Here is a 17,727-nt window from a genome sequence, read left to right as displayed (position 1 = left end):
GAGTAAGTTACACCAAAGCGATATCTGGGAGGAAAGGTTGAGCGACTCCGGCCGTCAGCGTCAGATCGTTGAACTGCTGCGCGACCGCCCGTTCGCCTCGGTGCGTGAGTTGCAGCAGCGGCTCGGCGTTTCGGCGGCGACGGTTCGGCGCGACATCGACAAGATCGACGGCGCCGGCGAGGCGCGGAAAGTCTATGGCGGCATCTCCGCGCTCGACGGCGCCGCGCAGGCCGACGTCGCCTATGCCAGGCCCTATGACGAAAACCGCGACCTCGCGGTCGACGCCAAGCGGCGGATAGCCACCCTTGCCGCGACCATGGTGCGCGACGGCGACGCGGTCATCGTCCATGGCGGCTCGACCTGCTTCCATCTCGGCGTCAAGCTTGCCGAGCGCAACATCCGCCTGTTCACCAATTCGATGCCGCTCGCCGCCTATCTCAGTGACCATGGCCATTGTAGCCTGACGATCGCAGGTGGCGACCTGCACCGCGAGCCGGGCATCATCCATTCGCTCACCCAGGCCGTGCCCTTCTATGCCTCGAAGTTCTTCCTCGGAGCGCAGGGCCTAAGCCAGGAAGGCGTGCTGGAATCGCATCCGCTGCTGGTCCGCTCCATCGTCGATCTGAGCCTGTGCGCCGACCAGATCGTGGTGTTGGCCGACAGCCGCAAGCTGTCGATCCACGCCCGCAGCGTCGCGTTGCCGCTGTCGCGCATCGGCACGCTGGTGACCGATGACGGCCTCTCCGACACCGACGCGCGCATGCTCGAGGACGCCGGCGTCATGGTCCGGATCGCCACCGCCTCGGGGGCCGTCCAGTGAAAGTGGCGGTCGTCGATTTCGGCAAGACCAATTCGAAGCTGTTCGTCTTCGATGAGGATGGCCGCATCCTCGCCGAGCGCCGGACCAAGCCGGTCTGGACTCTGAAGGGCGGGTTCAGCGTGCTAGACGCCGCCGCGCTGCATGACTGGGCGCTCGCTGCCGTCGGTGATGCTGTCGACAGCCACGGCGTCGAGGGGCTGATGGTGTCTGGCCATGGCTGCACTTTCGCCCTGGTCGATGACACGGCTCTGACGCATCCAATCCTCGACTACGAACAGGAGCCGCCGGCCGAAATCGCGGCGCGGATCGATCGCCGCATCCCCGATTTCGCCGAGACCTTCTCGCCGCGCCTGCCGCTCGGCTTCAACTATGGCCGCCACATGCTGTGGCTGAAGGAGGTCGTGCCAGGTGCCTTCAGCGCCGCGAAATCGATCCTCGGCTATCCGCAATATTGGAGCTGGCGCTTCGGCGGCCGCGCCGTCTCGGAAGTCTCCTATCTCGGCTGCCATTCGCATCTGTGGGCGCCGCGCAAGCGCGACTTCTCCTCGCTGGTCGATGCCGAGGGCTGGCGCGGCCGCATGCCCGGCTTCGCGCGCGCCGGCGCGGTCATCGGCGAGCAGCACTTCGGCAAGTCCGGCAAGCCGGTCGCGATCCACAATGGCGTCCATGACTCGAATGCCGCGCTCCATGCCTACCGCCGGCAGCAGCTTGGATCGCTCACCGTGGTCTCGACCGGCACCTGGGTGGTGGTGCTCAATCCCGACTGCCCGCTGGACGTGCTCGACCGCGACCGCGACATGCTGGTCAATGTCGATGTCGACGGCGGTCCGGTGCCGACCATCCGCTTCATGGGCGGGCGCGAATTCGCGACCATCAGCGCGGGCTGGCTAGGCGCGATCGCGCCGGCTTCGATCCAGTCTGTCGTCGACGCCGGCATCATGGCCCTGCCGAGCTTCGCCCCGGGCGGACCGATGCCCGGCCACCGGGGCGAACTCGTCGGGCGCGCGCCAGGCCCGGAGGAACGCGCCGCAGTGGCGCTGCTTTATGTAGCCCTGATGGTCGACCTGTCGCTCGACCTGATCCATTCGCAAAACACCGTCATCGTCGATGGCGGGTTGAACACGGGCGGCCTGCTCGCCGGCCTGCTCGCCGCGCTGCGCCCCGGCCAGGCCTTCATGCAGGGCGCGACGCTGGAAGGCAGCGCTACCGGTGCCGCGGCGCTCGCCTTCGAGAGCGTTGGCCGAAGCCTGGCCGCCGAAAGACCGGAGCCTGTGCATGCTGCGCACTTCGCTGGGTTAGCCGGCTATCGTGACCGCTGGCGCGATCTCGCAACCGCCAGCGCCGAGAACGACACGGGCCGGACGACGGTTCGGTAGATTCAAATTACGGAGACGCTCATGTCGCGCATTGGTATCCACTCTTTCGTCTGGTCGGCGAGCTCGGCGCAGCAAGACCTCGAGCGCACGCTGGCCAACACAAGGGAAGCCGGCTTCGACCTGATCGAGTTCTCCTATCTCGACCCCGCCAATGTCGACATCGCAAGGCTGGCCGGGCGCATCGCCGATCTCGGCCTCGGCGTCGCGATCAGCATCGGCCTGCCGGTCGACGGTGATATTTCCAGCGCCGACAAGGCGGTCGCCGGGCGTGGCGTCGACATCCTCAACCGCACCATCGCGCTCACCCGCGATCTAGGCGGCCGGAAGGTCGGCGGCATCCTGTCGACCAGCCACGGACTGCAGACCGAGGCGCCGACCCGCGACCAGTGGAACCGCAGCGCCGCGACGTTGGCAAAGGTGGCGGAGACGGCCAAGGCCGCCGGCGTCACGCTCAACCTCGAGATCGTCAACCGCTTCGAAAGCAATCTGCTCAACACCGCCGCGCAAGGCCTGGCCTTCATCGAGGACACCGGTTCCGACAACATCTTCCTGCATCTCGACACCTTCCACATGAACATCGAGGAGGCCGATGCCGGGCTGGCCATCCGCAACGCCGCGGGCAAGATCGGCTATGTCCATATCGGCGAGAGCCATCGCGGTTTCCTCGGCACCGGCAGCATCGATTTCGCCGCGATCTTCGATGCGCTGACTGCCATCGGCTATCATGACGACCTGAGCTTCGAATCCTTCTCCTCGGAGATCGTCGCGATGAGAACCTGTCGAAGAAGACGGCGATCTGGCGCAATCTGTGGACCGACAATATGGAGCTCGCCCGCCATGCCCGCCGCTTCATCGCGGTCGGGCTGGAGACGGCGCGGCGCAAGGCCGAGCTTGTCACGGCGACGCAGAAGCCCTGAGGCTCCGGCTCCCGACCTGCCGTCGCAAAGCTCACGCGCAATTTACGACCATGGGCTAAAACATCCTTGTTGATTCGCCCGGCCGCGGCCGGAGAGCAGGAGCAAGGAACGGCATGAGCAAGGCCCTCACCACTTTCGCATTGGTCGCGGTGCTCACCGCCTTGCTGATGGCGCTTGCGCTCGCGGTGGCGAGGCACGGCTATCCCTACGGCGCCTTCGGTGTGAAGCGTCTCGACGGCATCGCCGATGCCGGCTCGTTCATTCCGCTTGCCGCCGCCTATTTCTTCAGCGCGCTCTTGATGATGATCCTGCCGCTGCGCGCCGCCAGCATCGTGCTGACCAACGCCGCCGATGCCCTGTTCTGGGCGACGGTTGCGCTGTTCGCCACCATCGTCGGCTGTCTCGTCGCCAGATGGGCCTTCGGCCAGGGCGGCGTGCTGTGGGCGCTGGTCAATTGGCGCTTCCTGTTCGTCGCGGCCATCGTCGCGGCCCATCTCGCCATGAACGAGCTTCGCCGCAATATCCTGCTCAGAAGCCTGTTCTTCGTCGTCTTTGCCGCGGCGACGCTGGCCTGCCTGTTCTGGACCTTCCCGGCCTGACGAACCATATACCGTCTCGGTAGGGCCACAGGCACGGGCTTTCATCGGCCCGCGCCATCGGCTATCGAGGGCACGAATTGAAACGTCCTCAAACTGTCGCCATTTGTCTGATAAATATCTTGGGCGATCGATGACCGGGTGATAAACGACCCGGCAGGCACCCCATCAGCGAACCACCACAAGGAAAGACCATGACCCTGCTGCGCAAAAACCTCATCGACGGCGAATGGCTGGGCGAGGCCGGTTCCCGCAACATCAACCCGTCGAACACGGATGATGTCGTCGGTGAATATGCCTCCGCCGGCGCGGACGAGGCGCGCCAGGCCATCGCGGCCGCCAAGGCGGCCTTTCCCGCCTGGTCGCGCTCGGCGCCGCTGGCCCGACACGCGGTGCTGAAGAAGGCGTCCGATGAGATCATGGCCCGCAAGGACGAGATCGGCCGGGCGCTCGCCCGCGAGGAAGGCAAGACGCTCGCCGAAGGCATTGGCGAAACGATCCGGGCCGCCCAGCTTTTCGACTTCTTCGCCGGCGAGACGCTGCGCCTGTCGGGCGAGCTGGTGCCCAGCGTGCGCCCCGGCGTCGGCGTCGAGATGACGCGCGAGGGCGTCGGCGTCGTCGGCATCATCACGCCGTGGAATTTCCCGATCGCCATTCCCGCCTGGAAGATCGCGCCGGCGCTGGCCTACGGCAACACCATCGTCTTCAAGCCTGCCGAGCTGGTTCCGGAAAGCGCCTGGACCATCGTCGACATCCTGCACCGCGCCGGCCTGCCCAACGGCGTGCTCAACCTCGTCATGGGCAAGGGCTCGGTGGTCGGCCAGGCCATGCTCGACAGCCCCGATGTCAACGCCATCTCCTTCACCGGCTCGGTCGGCACTGGAAAACGCGTTGCCGCCGCGAGCGTCGAGCACATGCGCAAGTTCCAGCTCGAAATGGGCGGCAAGAACCCGCTTGTCGTGCTCGACGACGCCGACCTTGCGGTCGCCGTCGACTGCGCGCTCAACGGCGCCTACTTCTCCACCGGCCAGCGCTGCACCGCGTCCTCCCGCCTGGTCGTCACGGAAGGCATCCACGACCGCTTTGTCGCCGCGCTCAAGGAGCGCATGGAAAAGCTCGTCATTGGCGACGCGCTCGACGCCAAGACCCAGATCGGCCCGGTCGTCGACGCCACGCAGCTGAAGCAGGACGAAGACTACATCGCCATTGGCCGCCAGGAAGGCGCCGAGCTTGCCTTCGGCGGCGAGCGGCTGGGCCGCGAGACACCGGGCTTCTATCTGCAGCCGGCGTTGTTCGTCGGCGCCAGCAATGCCATGCGCATCTCGCGCGAGGAGATCTTCGGACCGGTCGCCAACGTCATCCGCGTCAAGGACTATGACGAGGCGCTGGCCGTGGCCAACGACACGCCATTCGGCCTGACGTCCGGCATCTGCACCACCAGCCTGAAGCACGCCTCGCATTTCAAGCGCAATTCGGAAGCCGGCATGGTCATGGTCAACCTGCCGACGGCGGGTGTCGACTTCCATGTGCCGTTCGGCGGCCGCAAGGGCTCGAGCTATGGGCCGCGCGAGCAGGGCCGCTACGCCATGGAGTTCTACACCACGGTGAAGACGGCCTATACATTCGCGGGCTAAAGAAATTCCAGGAAAAGTGTGAAACGGTTTTCCGCCCGGAATTGCGTCAAACCAATGAGACAAGCCGGCGACGGCGCAACCAACCGGGCAGGCAAGCATGTCGACGACGGACTGGAATGCGGACCTGACCTGGCTCAACCCGCCGCCGCATCATGCCTTTGCCGGTAGCACCGTGCATGTGCGCACCGGCAAGGAAACCGACTTCTGGCGCGAGACCTTCTACGGTTTCCGGCGCGACAACGGCCACTTCCTCTATCGGCCGGTCGCCGGCGACTTCAGCGCCGAAGTCACGGTCAAGGGCGACTATCGGGTGCTCTACGACCAGGCCGGGCTGATGGTGCGGCTGAGCGAAACGCACTGGATCAAGGCCGGCATCGAGTACACCGACGGCCTCGCCTATTTCTCCGTCGTGGTCACCAACGATGCTTCCGACTGGTCGCTGGTCGGCATCCCAGCCAATCCGGACGGGGTCAGGATCCGCCTGACCCGCCATGCCGAAACCATCCGCGTCCAGTATCAGGACGCGGCCGACGGCCACTGGAAACCGGTGCGGCTCGCCTATTTCCCGCCGTCCAAGTCGGTCGATGTCGGCATGATGTGCTGTTCCCCGCAGCGCGAAGGTTTCGAGGTCACTTTCTCAGATTTTTCGATCGGCCCGCCCATTGCCAGGGAGCTTCACGGCTAAAGCGCCTCGCCGGAGTGGGAAGGGAGGTGCTTCCCCAAAGTCGGGCCGCAAGGGTATACGAAACGCATCCCGTACGCCGAAAGTCTCCTATGCCGTCGAACGACCCGCTCATCCTTTTCTACACCTCCGTCTTCGGCAAGCCGGTCGACATCGCTGCTATCCAGAATTGCGCGGTGCCGGTCGAATGGAGCAACGACCGCCGCCGCCTTGCCGAGGCGGCCGCGGTGGTGTTCCACCTTCCGGATTACCGCGAGATCGGCGACGCCCGGAAATATCCCGGCCAGACCTGGGTCGCGTGGTCGATGGAGAACCCTGACAACTATCGGCGCGCGGCCGCTCCGGACTTCATGCGGCACTTCGATCTCACCATGACCTACCACGCCGGCGCGGACATCTGGGCGCCCTATCTGCCGCCAGCCGCCTGGTGGCAATCGTTGCGCGAGCGCGTGATCCCGCCCAAGACCGAGACCGTGCCGGTGGTGCATTTCCAGTCCGCAAGCACCGACCTCAGCGGCCGTGGTGCATTCATGGCCGAGCTTGGCCGGCATATCGATATCGATTCCTATGGCCGCCATCGCCCCACGCGAAAGATCGAAGGTCCCGATCTCGGCACGCAGACAAAGATCGAGACGATAGGGCGATACCATTTCTGCCTGGCGCTGGAGAATTCGATCGCGCCCGACTATGTCACCGAGAAGATCTTCGATCCGCTCCTTGCCGGCACCGTGCCGGTCTATCTCGGAGCGCCCAATGTCGGGGAGTTCGTCCCGGCCAATTCCTACATCGACGCGACCGCTTTCGGCACGCCCGCCGAGCTTGCCGCCTATCTCCGCCACTTGCTGGAGACGCCGCGGGACTATGAGGCTTATTTGGCCTGGCGCTCTCGACCGCTGCCGGAGTCGATCGCCAGCCGGCTGCCGCTCCTGGAAACGCCAGCGAAATGCCGGCTGGCCGAATTCGTGTATCGGCGCCAGCAGCAAGGGCAGGGCCGCTCCTCCGGCTGGCCGACGCTACCGTTCGGGGCCGTCTCCTTCGTACGCTCCAAGCTACGCCGCTGGCGGATGGCCCGTTGACGCTGCAGGGCGGGGCTGATGGCCTTGAACTTGGGAGCATCTGCCTGCCCGTCATCGTTGAACAAGAAAATATGGGCAGCCGTCATTTGCGCTCGCCGTCGAGCCGAAGCCCGTGGCGAACCGCATCGCCAATGGCTTGCGGCCCGAACCGTGACCAGACAGCTGCATGAGCTTGGGTGCGCTGCCTGGCCATGCGGGGCGGGTCCATGCACAGCGCGATGGTCTTCTCTGCCAGCCTTTCGTCCTCGTCGGACAGCAGCACCTCTTCACCCTCGACCAGGTCCAGACCCTCGGCCGCCAGCCGCGTCGCCAGCACGGGAACGCCGAAGGCCATCGCCTCGAGGATCTTGATGCGGGTGCCGCCGCCGGATGAAAGCGGAACGAGGCAAAGGTGAGCCTTGGCCAACAACGGCCTTGTGTCATCCGGATCCTCGATGAGCGAAACGCCTTCCAGCCCGGCCAGCGCCCGCACGGCCGGCATGGGCGAGCGTCCTGCAAGGACAACCTTCACCTGCGGCAGCGCCTGCCGGATAAGCGGCAGGATGTTGCGGACCAGCCGTTCGGCGGCCTCGATGTTTGGCTGGTATCCGAGATGGCCGACGAACAGGATGACCGGAAAGCCGTCTGCAAATGCGGGCTGCGCCGGCAATGCCCTTGCAATGGCCTCGGCACGTGGAATGCCGTTTGCGACGATGTCGATCGGCACCGTGCCGGAAGACAATGGCTCCAGCCTGTCGCGGTCGAGGCGCGAGCAGACCCAGATCCTGTCGACGATCCGCGCGGCTTCTCGTTCGAGGCGTTTGAGATCAGGCGCGGTGACCGGGGCGCCGTTGGCCCGGTCCAGCTGTCCGGCGAGATTCGATTCGACATTGTGCATGTCGAGGATCAGCTGCCCGGTCAGCGGCCGCAAAGGCCGAAGCAACCTGAACAGCGCAATGCCCTCGACGACGATCGTGTCCGGGCGGAACTCGCGGGCGAGCGTCTTGAGGCGGGCGAGCGCCCGGCGTGGAATCCGGCTCTCGCCCTTGGCCCGCCGCCAGCCCAGCCACGGGCCGCGCATTTCGCCAGCATTGGTCAGGGCGGCCACACCGATATTGCTGTTGAGCGGCTGCGCGTCGTCGGTCCGCGGACAGATCGAGATGAGGCGGACAAGCCCGAGTTCAGCAGCCGCCGTGGCATTGCCGAAATTCCGCAGATCGGCGCCCGACGTCGGTGGAAAGGCGGGGTCGTGGCAGATAATCAAGGTCCGATGCTTGCCGGGAGCCGGCAGTGGCGTGGCCGGAGCCCTTGGCAGAACCAGCTGCCCGATGCGGATGCGGGCGCGGTACAGCCATGCCTTCCGGTCCCCGCCCAGAATCTTGTGGGGGCGAACGGCGCGCATCAGCCGCCGGAAACGCTGCAAGGCAGTCGGGGGAAGGCCGCCGCGCACTGGCGTCAGAGGTTCTTGATCGACTGCCAATGGCTCAGCCGTTCCGCGATCAACGCCACGCGACGCTGATTGTCGTTCCCGTCCAGGATGGTCACGTCCTCCGGATCGGCGCGCAGATAGACGCCGGACGTACGTGCATTTACGTCCGAGTTCGTATCCGAACGTGTCGTGAAGTATCCGGACGCGCGATCGGCGGATTCCAGCTTTATCTCGCCTGTCCCGTAGAGCTGCGGCGCGTTTGCGTCCAGGGGCCGCTCGCCGTTCCAATAGTAGAAGATGCCGGAAGACTCTCCTTTCTCCTTCGACGCCTCGCTCCAGTATCTGGCCGAGAGGTTGCCATTCTCCTGCCATGAGCGCCCGGTCAGCTCCAGCGCGCCGTTGCGGTCCCGCGAGATTCTGAGCAGGCTGACGGCGGAAGGCTCCCTCGCCGTGCGCTCCGAGAGGGAAAACTGCCACCAAAACCCCTCTATTCGGGCGACACGCCCCTCATTCTCGATGGCGTTGCGCAATTTTTGGTTGATCGCCCGCGTCTCGGCAGCGGTCGTTGCCTCGCCGTAGCGCACCGACGTCAGGCCGAGCAGGTCGCTGGGAAGCTTGGCGCCATTGGCGTGCAGGATGAATGTCCGGCGCATTCCGAGCACACCGCCGAACAGGCCGGCCTCGAAGACGACATTGTCGCGCGGCGAAGCCTGGACTGGAACGGTGGCGCTCGATTCCGGCTGGCTGGCGCTCGTCCAGTCGTCCTGGGCGAACACGAAAGCGGCGAAGTCGACCTCGCGCGTGAGCTCGAGCAGGCGCCCCAACGTGGTCGTCCCGGGATTGAAAACAGTTGTCCACGGCTCGACATGGGCAATCTCCTCGAGACCGCGCGTCAGCGCCTGCAACAGCTTCTTCTGCTTTCCGGACGACCCCAGGAAGATTCGCGGTTTGGCCATCCATTTCCTCCAGCAAAGCGACTCACCTTAGCGTATGCGGATGACCTTCCGCATTGCAACGGCAGCTGGCGTCGATGACATGCCGGCTGTTACGGCTCCGTTCGATGCTGGAAGAACTGCAGGAACAGTTCCCGCTCGGTGGTGATGTCGAGCTTTTCATAGATCCGGCGTCGATGGTTCTTTACCGTGCCGACGGTGATGCCAAGCCGCTTGGCAATGTTGGCGGTCGGATGGCCGGCCAGGATAAGCTGGACCAGCTCTCTTTCACGCGCGGACAGTTCCGGCCACAGGCTGTCCGGAACGGTCGGCTTTTGCCTGGGAGAGGCGCCAGGGCCTGTCGGCACCGACGTGCGCGAGAACTCGGTCCCGCGCGCCTTGATGTCGAGCGCATGCAGCGCCTCGAACACCATCAGCCGCTCGCAAAGCAGCGCGATCTCGCTGTCCTTGAAGGAAGATGTCGAGCGGTCGAGGAAGATGCCCAGGCACCAGTCGCCGCCGTCGGCGAGCATGATGCCCACCTCGTCGCATATCTCCGACTGCGCCAGGAAGCCGGCTATGTACTGGCCGCGCTTGGCCTTGTCGTCGGCGAAATGCTTCAGCGGCAGGATGCCCAGCCGGCGTTCCTGCCGCCACGAGGCATAGAAGGGGTCGAACACGTAGTAGCTGGCGAGATAGCGCCGCACCATCTCGTCCGAGAAGCGCCGGTGCTTGACGAATTCGGGTGTCTTTGTCGCCGAGTAGCGGGTCACCGTGACAAGGTCGTGCGCGATGTCCGCGCCGATCAGGTCGATCAGGCAGTCGACATGCCGGTCGGTGCCGGTGGCGGCTATCGCCTTGGCCAGCGGCGCCCAGATAGTGCCCATGCCCATGCCCTTTTCTCGGCGAAACGCGACGCGAGGTCATTGTGTCTTTAGGCATATGGCGCGATCCGGCCTTGTGAATCTAGCCTGCGGTCACTCTCGGCAAGGGAAAGCGACCCGTGGACCAGATCACTACCAATCCCATCGTCATCGGCATCGACGCCGGCGGCACCATGACCGACACGATCCTTGTCGATCAGGACGGTCACTTCAAGATCGGCAAGTCGGCGACCACGCCGAAGAACGAGGCCGAGGGCTTCCTCGCCTCGGCCGAGGACGCGGCGGACGCTTGGGGCATCTCGCTGCATGACCTGTTTTCGGGCGTCAACGTCGTGCTCTATTCCGGCACCGGTATGCTCAACACGCTCCTGTCGCGCACCGGCCGCAAGCTCGGGCTGATCACCACCAAGGGCCTCGAGGATATGATCCTGATGGGCCGCGGCCTGCAGGCCTGGGCAGACTACTCCTATGCCGACCGCCTGCATGCGGTCACCCATCATCATCCCGATCCGCTGGTGCCGCGCCGCCGCACGCATGGCGTGACGGAGCGCATCGATCAGTTCGGCGACGTCATCCTGCCGCTCTACGAGCACGAGGTGCATGCCGCGGCAAAGAAGCTGATCGCCGACAAGGTCGAGGCGATCTGCGTCATGACCGTCTTCTCGCACGTCAATCCGGCGCATGAGAAGCGCATCGCCGAAATCTGCCGCGAGGAGATCGCGAAAGCCGGCGCCGACATCCTCGTCTACACCAGCCACGACGTTCGCCCGGTCATCCGCGAGCAGTCGCGCCTGAACTCGGTGCTGATAGAGGCCTACGCCACCTCGCGCGGCCGCAAGCAGCTGAAGGGCATCGAGGACGTCTCGAAGAAATACGGCTTCAAATATGGCGTGCAGACGCTTCTGTCCTTCGGCGGGCTGACCTCGATCAACCATCCGCGCCTGCACGAGACGATGATCTCAGGGCCGATCGGCGGCATCCTGGGTGCCGCCTATGTCGGCAAGCTGATCGGCAACGACTCGCTGATCTGTTCCGACATGGGCGGAACCTCCTTCGACATGGGCGTCATCACCCGCGGCCAGACCCGGATCGAGAACGAGCCGCTGATGGACCGCTTCAAGCTCAATGTGCCTACGCTGCATCTCGATACGATCGGCGCCGGTGCCGGCATGATCCTGAAAGTCGATCCGTTGACCCGCAAGGTCTCGCTCGGGCCGGAAAGTGCCGGCTCCGATCCCGGCCCGATCTGCTTCGCCAAGGGCGGCACGGAACCAACGATCGCCGATTGCGACGCCATCCTCGGCCGGCTGAATCCGCATTACTTCCTCGGCGGCAAGGTCGTACTTCAGGTCGAGAAGGCGCGAAAAGCCTTCGAGGAGAAGTGCGCCCGCGTGCTCGGCGTCGGTGTCGAGGAGGCCGCCGAAGGCATGATCGAGATGCTCGAGGCCGACGCCAACAATGCGCTACGCCGCGTCATCTCCGGACAAGGAATCCATCCCTCGGAATTCACGCTGCTGTCCTACGGCGGCTCGGGGCCGCTGCATCTGGCCGGCTGCTCACGCGGCATCGGCTTCAAGGACATCATCACCTTCCAGTTCGCTGCCGCCTTCTCGGCCTTCGGCTGCACCACCGCCGATTTCATGCGCCGGCATTCGGTGTCGACGCAGCACGACATCGGCGCACGCGCCGGCGATGACGAATTGCAAGCCTTCGGCGCCAAGATCACGGCCGTCTGGAACGACCTGACCAAGGCTGCGGTCGACGAAATGATCGAGGACGGCCATGCGCGCGAAAAGATCAGGACCGTGCCGTTCCTGATGATGCGCTACACCGGCCAGCTGGAGGACGTAGAGGTGATGGCGCCGTTGTCGGCTATCCACTCCGCCGACGACATGCGCAAGATCATCGCCGAATTCGAGGCGGTCTACGCCAAGGTCAACCACCGCGTCTCGCGCTACGGCGAGGCCGGCTTCTCGATCACCGAGCTCGGTCTGATCGCCACCGCCGACAAGGTGAAGCCGATGCTCATCAAGCGCCCAGTCGGCAAGCCCGATCCGGCGTCCGCCCACAAGGGCGTCCGAGAGGCCTATATCGGCGGCCGCTGGCACAGGGCCGATCTCTACGAGATGGACTTGCTGCAGCCCGGCCACGAGGTGATCGGCCCGGCCATCATCGAACACCCGGCGACGACGCTCGTCGTCCATCCGCAGGACCGCGTCTTCGTCGACGAATGGACGCTGCTCCACTACACCCACGCTTGAGAAGGGCGAACGCCATGCTGGACAAACCCGCCTCCGCGCTCCGCCTCCGCGAGCGGCTGATCGAATCCGAAAGGCTGATGGACGAGACCGGCTGCTACGACGGCATCACCGAGCTCAAGCTGCGCAACCAGGACCCGCTGAAGTTCGAAACGCTGCACACCAAGCTGCGCGCCTATTGCGTCTCGGCGCGCGAGATGGCGCGGCGGATCTCCGCCTCGCCAGGCGTGCGCGAGGTCGGCGAGATGGTCGTCGCCATCTACACGCCGGAAGGCGACGCCATTGCGCTTTCCAACGGCATCATGGTGCATGTGCACACGATGAGCCGCTTCATCAAATGGATGATCCGCAACGGCTACGAGGAAAATCCTTGTATCCGCGATGGCGACATCTTCGCCAACAACGATGCCTTCATCGGTACCGTGCAGGTGCCGGACGTGATGGACGTGGTGCCGATCTTCCACTCCGGCAAACTGGTCGGCTGGGCCGGCGCCGTCTGCCACGAGCTTGAAGCCGGCGGCATCACGCCCGGCGGCGATGTGGCGCTGGCGCAGGAGCGCTTCACCGAGGGTCTCTTCGTCTGCGCCGAAAAGGTTGGCGCGAACGACGAGATTCGCCGTGACTACGTCATCCGCTGCGAGCGCAATCTGCGCATGCCGATCTACTGGGTGTTGGACGAGAAGGCCAAGGTCGCCTCCTGCATCGACATGCGCGAAAGCGTCAAGGCGCTGATCGACGAGATCGGCCTCGACTACTGGATGCAGGTGTCGAAGGAGTTCATCGAGGAGGGCCGCCGCGCGCAGCTCGCCCGCACGCGGCAGCTCACCGTCCCCGGCATCTATCGCGGCCACACCTTCTACGGCCACGTCACCAAGGGCAAGCCCGGCTACCAGCCGCTCGGCGATCCCGACTGGTTCTACAACATTCCGATCGAGATGGAGATCACCACCGACGGCAAGATCAAGATGGACTTCGAGGGCACGCAGCCCTGGGGCTATCATTCGATGAACTGCACGCCGGCCGGCATGGATGGCGGCATGTTCGTGACGCTGACCCAGCACATGAATTTCGAGGGCCTGGTCAATGACGGCGCCTGGATGGCAACGGAGCTGAAGTTGCCGCACGGCACCTGGACCAACCCCGACAATGAGATGGTAGCGACCGCCACCTCCTGGGCGCTGCTGCTCCCCGCTTACGGAGTTTTCCAGCGGCTGCTCTCGCGCTCCTTCATCGCCCGCGGGTTCGTCGAGGAGGCTTTCGTCGGGCAGGTCAACAGCCCGATGATCGAGATGGGCGGCACCAGCCAGTACGGCACGCTGTTCGGCATGGCGCATTTCGAATGCGCCGCCGCCGGCTCCGGCGCGCTCGCCATCAAGGACGGGCTCGACACCGCCTATGTCGGCTGGAACCCGGAATCCGACATGGGCAACATCGAGATCTGGGAACAGAACATGCCGATGCTCTATATCGGCCGCTCGATCGTTCCCAACTCCGGTGGCGCCGGGAAATATCGCGGCGGCTGCTCCTTCCTGTCGACCTGGCTGGTCAGCAAGACGGACCATCTCAGGCTGGTGACGTCGGAGCATTCCTCGCGCGTCTTCGACAATGGCGGCCTGTGCGGTGGCTATCCGGCGCCGACCTGCCAGAAGCACCGCGCAGTGCGCGACTCAAACATCTTCGAACTTGCCGAAAAAGGCGCGCCGCTGGCGCATCACACCGGCACCAATCCGCATCGCTCGGAGCTCGAACTTCGGCTGCAGGGCGAGCATGTGACGATGGAAGGCCCCTACATCACCGCCCCGCACAAGACCGGCGACGTCTTCACGCATTCCTACAATGGTGGCGGCGGCTATGGCGACGTGCTGGAGCGTGATCCGCTCAAGACGGCCATGGATGTTGAGAACGGTTATCTCACCAAGGAAGCGGCAACAGGAATCTTCGGCATCATCCTCGACGAGGATGAGGAGGGTTATCCCGTCGCCAACATCGAGGCCACCAAACGCCATCGCGCCGAGATGCGCACCAATCGGCTGGCCAAGGCAAGGCCGGTTTCGGAGTGGATCGCCAGCGAACGCGGCCGTGTCGAAAAGGCCGATTTCGCCCCTGAAGTGAAGAAGATGTATGCCAGCGCCATCAAGCTGTCGTCGCGCTTCACCAAGGATTTCAGTGACTTCTGGAACGTCGACGCCAAATCCATCTTCATCCCGGGAGCAAAGCAATGACCTCATACAGCAAGGAAGTCATCGCCGATCTGGTTGCCGGCACGCTGCCCTGGCCGCAGACGCGCCGCATCATGAGCGCCTACAAGGACGACGACCGCTTCTTCAAATATGTCGCCGTGCTGCAGGACCGCGTCGGCTGGAGCGACCCGATCCTGCTCCCCGTCGGCGATCACCTCTTCATCTGCCAGAGCGGCGACGAGCGGGTGACGAAATGCGAGTGCGGCCGTTCCTTCGGCGACTACCGCCAGAACTGGAAGCTGAAGGCCGCGATCATCGTGCGCAACACAGAGGAATCGCTGCGTGAGATCTACCCCAACAGCGACTTGCCGGACCCGGACTGGATGGAGATCCGCGAATTCATCTGCCCGCAATGCGGCACCCTCCACGAGGTCGAAGCGGCCGCGCCCGGCTATCCGATCGTGCACGACTTCGAGCCGGACCTCGAGGGCTTCTACCGCGACTGGCTGGGCAAGCCGCTGGAACCGTCAAGCAAGCGAGGTTGATGGCGATGGGCGGGGAGGTTATGCAGCCACCTGATACCGGAGGTGCTCGATGACCAATTTGTCCGGCCGCAACGCGATCGTCACCGGCGGCTTCTCCGGCATGGGGTTCGCCATCGCCACCGCGCTTGCCCAGGCCGGGGCCAACGTCGCCGTCGGCTCCTACGTGGCCGCTCCAGATTCGGCCAGCAGCGACGCCGCCTACTATCCAGGCGCTGACGAGATCGAGCGTGTCCGGTCGGCGTTGGCAGCGCATGGCACGCGAGTCCACGCCGCGCACCTCGACGTGCGCGACAGCGATTTCACCAACCATTTCGTTGCGGAGGCGCAAGCGGCGCTCGGACCGATCGACATCCTCGTCAATGCCGCCGGCACCACCGCCGAGCAGCCGGTCTGCGGTCATTCCGACGAACTTTGGGACAAGATCGTCGACACCAATCTCACCGGCGCCTTCCGCACCGCGCGTGCCGTGCTGCCAGCGATGATCGAGCGCGGCTGGGGCCGCATCGTCAACATCGGCTCCACCGCCGCCACCGTCGGCTGGAAGGACAATCCGGCCTACTGCGCTTCCAAGGCCGGCCTGCTCGGCCTCACCCGCTGCGTGGCGCTGGAAGGCGCCCCGCACGGCGTCACCTGTGTCATGATCAGCCCGACCTGGGTCGAGACCGAGCTGATGCGCCGCAACGTCGCTCAAGTGGTGGCGCGGGAAGGCAAGGGCCGCAGCGTCGAGGAGGCGATGGACGAGCTCAGGAAGGGCAATCCTCAGGGCCGCATGCTGCAGCCGGAGGAGATTGCCGCGCTTGCGGTGTTCCTGTGCTCGGACGCGGCCAGGGGCATCACCATGGAGAACATCCAGGTCACCGGCGGCGCCCTGTGGTAGCTACCAGACATCGTCGCCCTCTTCTCCTGCCCGGCTGAACCACGCGCCGCGTCGCCGTATTCGCGCCATGCGCCTGTGCAACATGGCCTGCGGGCCGTTGTTAGCCCGCGACAACATTTGCCGTTGAGTGCCGGGCGATAGGGCGGTAAGTTATATTGCACTGCACAATGGAAGCCCGGATCGGGGAACGTCCCGGGGCTTCAGACCGGCCTTTGACAGCCCGCTCCCGAGGGCTCAGCGAAAGAGAAATCCGGTAGGGATATGAAGATTCCAAAATCCTTGTTGATCGATCCGGACAGGAATGCCGTCTACGGCACCTTCGCCATTGCCATCTCGATCTTCGCCTTCGCCTATTCCACCAATTTCGGCAAGATCCTCATCCTCGCCTATTATGCGGTCTGGCTGCCCCTGATCCTGGTCGACTACCGGCGGTTCCTGCGGCATCTCTCCGATGCCTGGCTGCCGCTGCTGTTCGCTGCCTATATCTGCTTCTCAGTGTTCTGGTCGCATGCGCCCGGCACCACGGCACGCGCGGCGCTGCAGTACTTCTCGCACATAGTGTGCGCCTACGTCGCCGCGCGCACGGTCAGCGTGCGCACGCTGGTGGTCGGCTCGCTGATCGGCATCTTCATCGTGCTGCTTTATTCGCTGCGCGTCGGCGGCTATGCGCTCGACACAATCGACGGCACCACCAATTTCGTCGGCGCCTTCGGTTCCAAGAATCAGGTCGGCTTCTTCGCCTCGCTCGGCCTTTATTTCTGCTTCGTCTTTGCCATCTTCTACCGTCGCGGCTGGCAAAGCCTGGTCTGGACGGCGCCGATCGGCCTGCTGTCGCTCTATATGCTTGCGATCGCCCACTCCGCCACCTCGGTGGCGTCGCTGCCGGCGGCGCTGGGTGTCGTCATGCTGCTCGGCATGAGCAAGGTGCTGTCGCGCCGCTACCGGCGGGTGCTGTTCACGGTCGGCGCCTGCGCGCTTCTGGGGGCGGTCATGGCCGCGCTCAATCTTGGCCTGCTCGATTTCGTGCTCGGCATCTTCGGCAAGGATTCGACGCTCACCGGACGCACGTATCTGTGGGAGCAGGGCTGGGAGGCCGCGCAGCAATTCCCGATCCTCGGCTATGGTTACGCCGCCTACTGGGTGCAGGGCTTCGCCGAGGCCGAGCGGTTGTGGGCCGAGTTCTACATCACCACCCGCACCGGCTTCCATTTCCACAACACCTATATCGAGACGCTGGTCGAGCTCGGCTTCGTCGGCGTGACGCTGATCGCCATGGTCATCCTGCGGTCCTTCTACGGACATGTCTCGTCGGTGGTCTTCCGCGACTGGCGCGCCGATTCGGTCGTCCTGGCCGGCGCGGTGGGGCTCATGCTGCTCCGCTCCTTCTTCGAGGTCGAGATCCTCGGCCCGTATTTTACCGCCTCGTTCGTCGTCTATTACGGGCTGTTCAAGCTGCGCCCGGCTCCCGCGACGGTCCGCCCGCAGCGCGCGCGCGTCGCGATCCAGGAAGCGAAGCCCGCAAGCGGCTGAGCGCGTGCTCTC

Annotated in this window: 14 protein-coding genes and 2 pseudogenes; 13 read left to right on the top strand and 3 right to left on the bottom strand. The window is 64.8% G+C overall.

From position 1 onward, the window contains the following. Nucleotides 1-37 precede the first annotated feature (37 nt). The 8 genes and pseudogenes from JG743_RS01310 (at nt 38) to JG743_RS34755 (ending at nt 7,101) form a co-directional block, all read left to right on the top strand. The gene (locus tag JG743_RS01310; RefSeq protein ID WP_202297374.1) at nt 38-820 is read left to right on the top strand and encodes a DeoR/GlpR family DNA-binding transcription regulator; all 783 of its coding nucleotides are present in this window, start codon (nt 38-40) and stop codon (nt 818-820) included. Further along, a complete protein-coding gene (locus JG743_RS01305; RefSeq protein WP_202297372.1) occupies nt 817-2,196 on the top strand; it encodes an FGGY-family carbohydrate kinase in 1,380 nt (459 codons plus the stop codon). The genes JG743_RS01310 and JG743_RS01305 overlap by 4 nt, the downstream gene beginning before the upstream one ends. Nucleotides 2,197-2,217: 21 nt before the next feature. Next, nucleotides 2,218-3,113: pseudogene (locus JG743_RS01300) on the top strand (sugar phosphate isomerase/epimerase family protein). A gap of 113 nt (nt 3,114-3,226) precedes the next feature. Then, entirely contained in the window at nt 3,227-3,712 is a 486-nt protein-coding gene (locus tag JG743_RS01295) for a hypothetical protein (RefSeq protein WP_202297370.1), read from the top strand. Nucleotides 3,713-3,903: 191 nt separating this feature from the next. Continuing rightward, nucleotides 3,904-5,343, top strand: coding sequence for an aldehyde dehydrogenase family protein (locus JG743_RS01290; protein WP_202297368.1), 1,440 nt, complete (start codon nt 3,904-3,906; stop codon nt 5,341-5,343). A gap of 97 nt (nt 5,344-5,440) precedes the next feature. Further along, a complete protein-coding gene (locus tag JG743_RS01285) occupies nt 5,441-6,028 on the top strand; it encodes a DUF1349 domain-containing protein (protein WP_202297366.1) in 588 nt (195 codons plus the stop codon). 89 nt (nt 6,029-6,117) lie between these two features. Further along, a pseudogene (locus tag JG743_RS34760) lies at nt 6,118-6,375 on the top strand (glycosyltransferase family 10 domain-containing protein); the annotation flags it as partial. A gap of 180 nt (nt 6,376-6,555) precedes the next feature. Beyond that, complete coding sequence (locus JG743_RS34755) at nt 6,556-7,101, top strand: glycosyltransferase family 10 domain-containing protein (RefSeq protein ID WP_446720897.1); 546 nt, start codon at nt 6,556-6,558, stop codon at nt 7,099-7,101. A gap of 82 nt (nt 7,102-7,183) precedes the next feature. Here JG743_RS34755 and JG743_RS01275 read toward each other — a convergent pair whose 3' ends face one another. The 3 genes from JG743_RS01275 to JG743_RS01270 all read right to left on the bottom strand — a co-directional run bounded on the left by JG743_RS01275 (nt 7,184) and on the right by JG743_RS01270 (nt 10,334). Continuing rightward, nucleotides 7,184-8,344, bottom strand: coding sequence for a glycosyltransferase family 4 protein (locus JG743_RS01275; RefSeq protein ID WP_244673037.1), 1,161 nt, complete (start codon nt 8,342-8,344; stop codon nt 7,184-7,186). Between the two features lie 191 nt (nt 8,345-8,535). After that, nucleotides 8,536-9,465 carry a TIR domain-containing protein gene (locus JG743_RS34080; protein ID WP_244673036.1) on the bottom strand — a complete coding sequence of 310 codons (930 nt, stop codon included), beginning with the start codon at nt 9,463-9,465 and terminating at the stop codon, nt 8,536-8,538. Between the two features lie 89 nt (nt 9,466-9,554). After that, nucleotides 9,555-10,334 (bottom strand): helix-turn-helix transcriptional regulator, encoded by a 780-nt coding sequence (locus tag JG743_RS01270; protein WP_202297360.1) that lies wholly within the window; start codon nt 10,332-10,334, stop codon nt 9,555-9,557. A 110-nt stretch (nt 10,335-10,444) separates the two neighbouring features. On the opposite strand from JG743_RS01270, the gene JG743_RS01265 reads away from it, so the two are divergent. From JG743_RS01265 to JG743_RS01245, 5 genes are all read left to right on the top strand, one after another. After that, entirely contained in the window at nt 10,445-12,586 is a 2,142-nt protein-coding gene (locus JG743_RS01265; RefSeq protein ID WP_202297358.1) for a hydantoinase/oxoprolinase family protein, read from the top strand. Nucleotides 12,587-12,600: 14 nt separating this feature from the next. Continuing rightward, complete coding sequence (locus tag JG743_RS01260; RefSeq protein WP_202297356.1) at nt 12,601-14,805, top strand: hydantoinase B/oxoprolinase family protein; 2,205 nt, start codon at nt 12,601-12,603, stop codon at nt 14,803-14,805. Beyond that, nucleotides 14,802-15,308: an acetone carboxylase subunit gamma gene (locus tag JG743_RS01255; RefSeq protein WP_202297354.1), complete on the top strand. Its 507-nt coding sequence runs from the start codon at nt 14,802-14,804 to the stop codon at nt 15,306-15,308. The genes JG743_RS01260 and JG743_RS01255 overlap by 4 nt, the downstream gene beginning before the upstream one ends. A 49-nt stretch (nt 15,309-15,357) precedes the next feature. Continuing rightward, complete coding sequence (locus JG743_RS01250) at nt 15,358-16,185, top strand: SDR family NAD(P)-dependent oxidoreductase (RefSeq protein WP_202297352.1); 828 nt, start codon at nt 15,358-15,360, stop codon at nt 16,183-16,185. A 261-nt stretch (nt 16,186-16,446) separates the two neighbouring features. After that, nucleotides 16,447-17,715: an O-antigen ligase family protein gene (locus tag JG743_RS01245; RefSeq protein WP_202297350.1), complete on the top strand. Its 1,269-nt coding sequence runs from the start codon at nt 16,447-16,449 to the stop codon at nt 17,713-17,715. Nucleotides 17,716-17,727 lie beyond the last annotated feature (12 nt).

This window comes from Mesorhizobium sp. 131-2-1, from assembly GCF_016756535.1.
Taxonomy (GTDB): domain Bacteria; phylum Pseudomonadota; class Alphaproteobacteria; order Rhizobiales; family Rhizobiaceae; genus Mesorhizobium.
The sequence above is the reverse complement of the archived record's forward strand: the minus strand, read 5'-3'. Positions and strand labels throughout refer to the sequence as shown.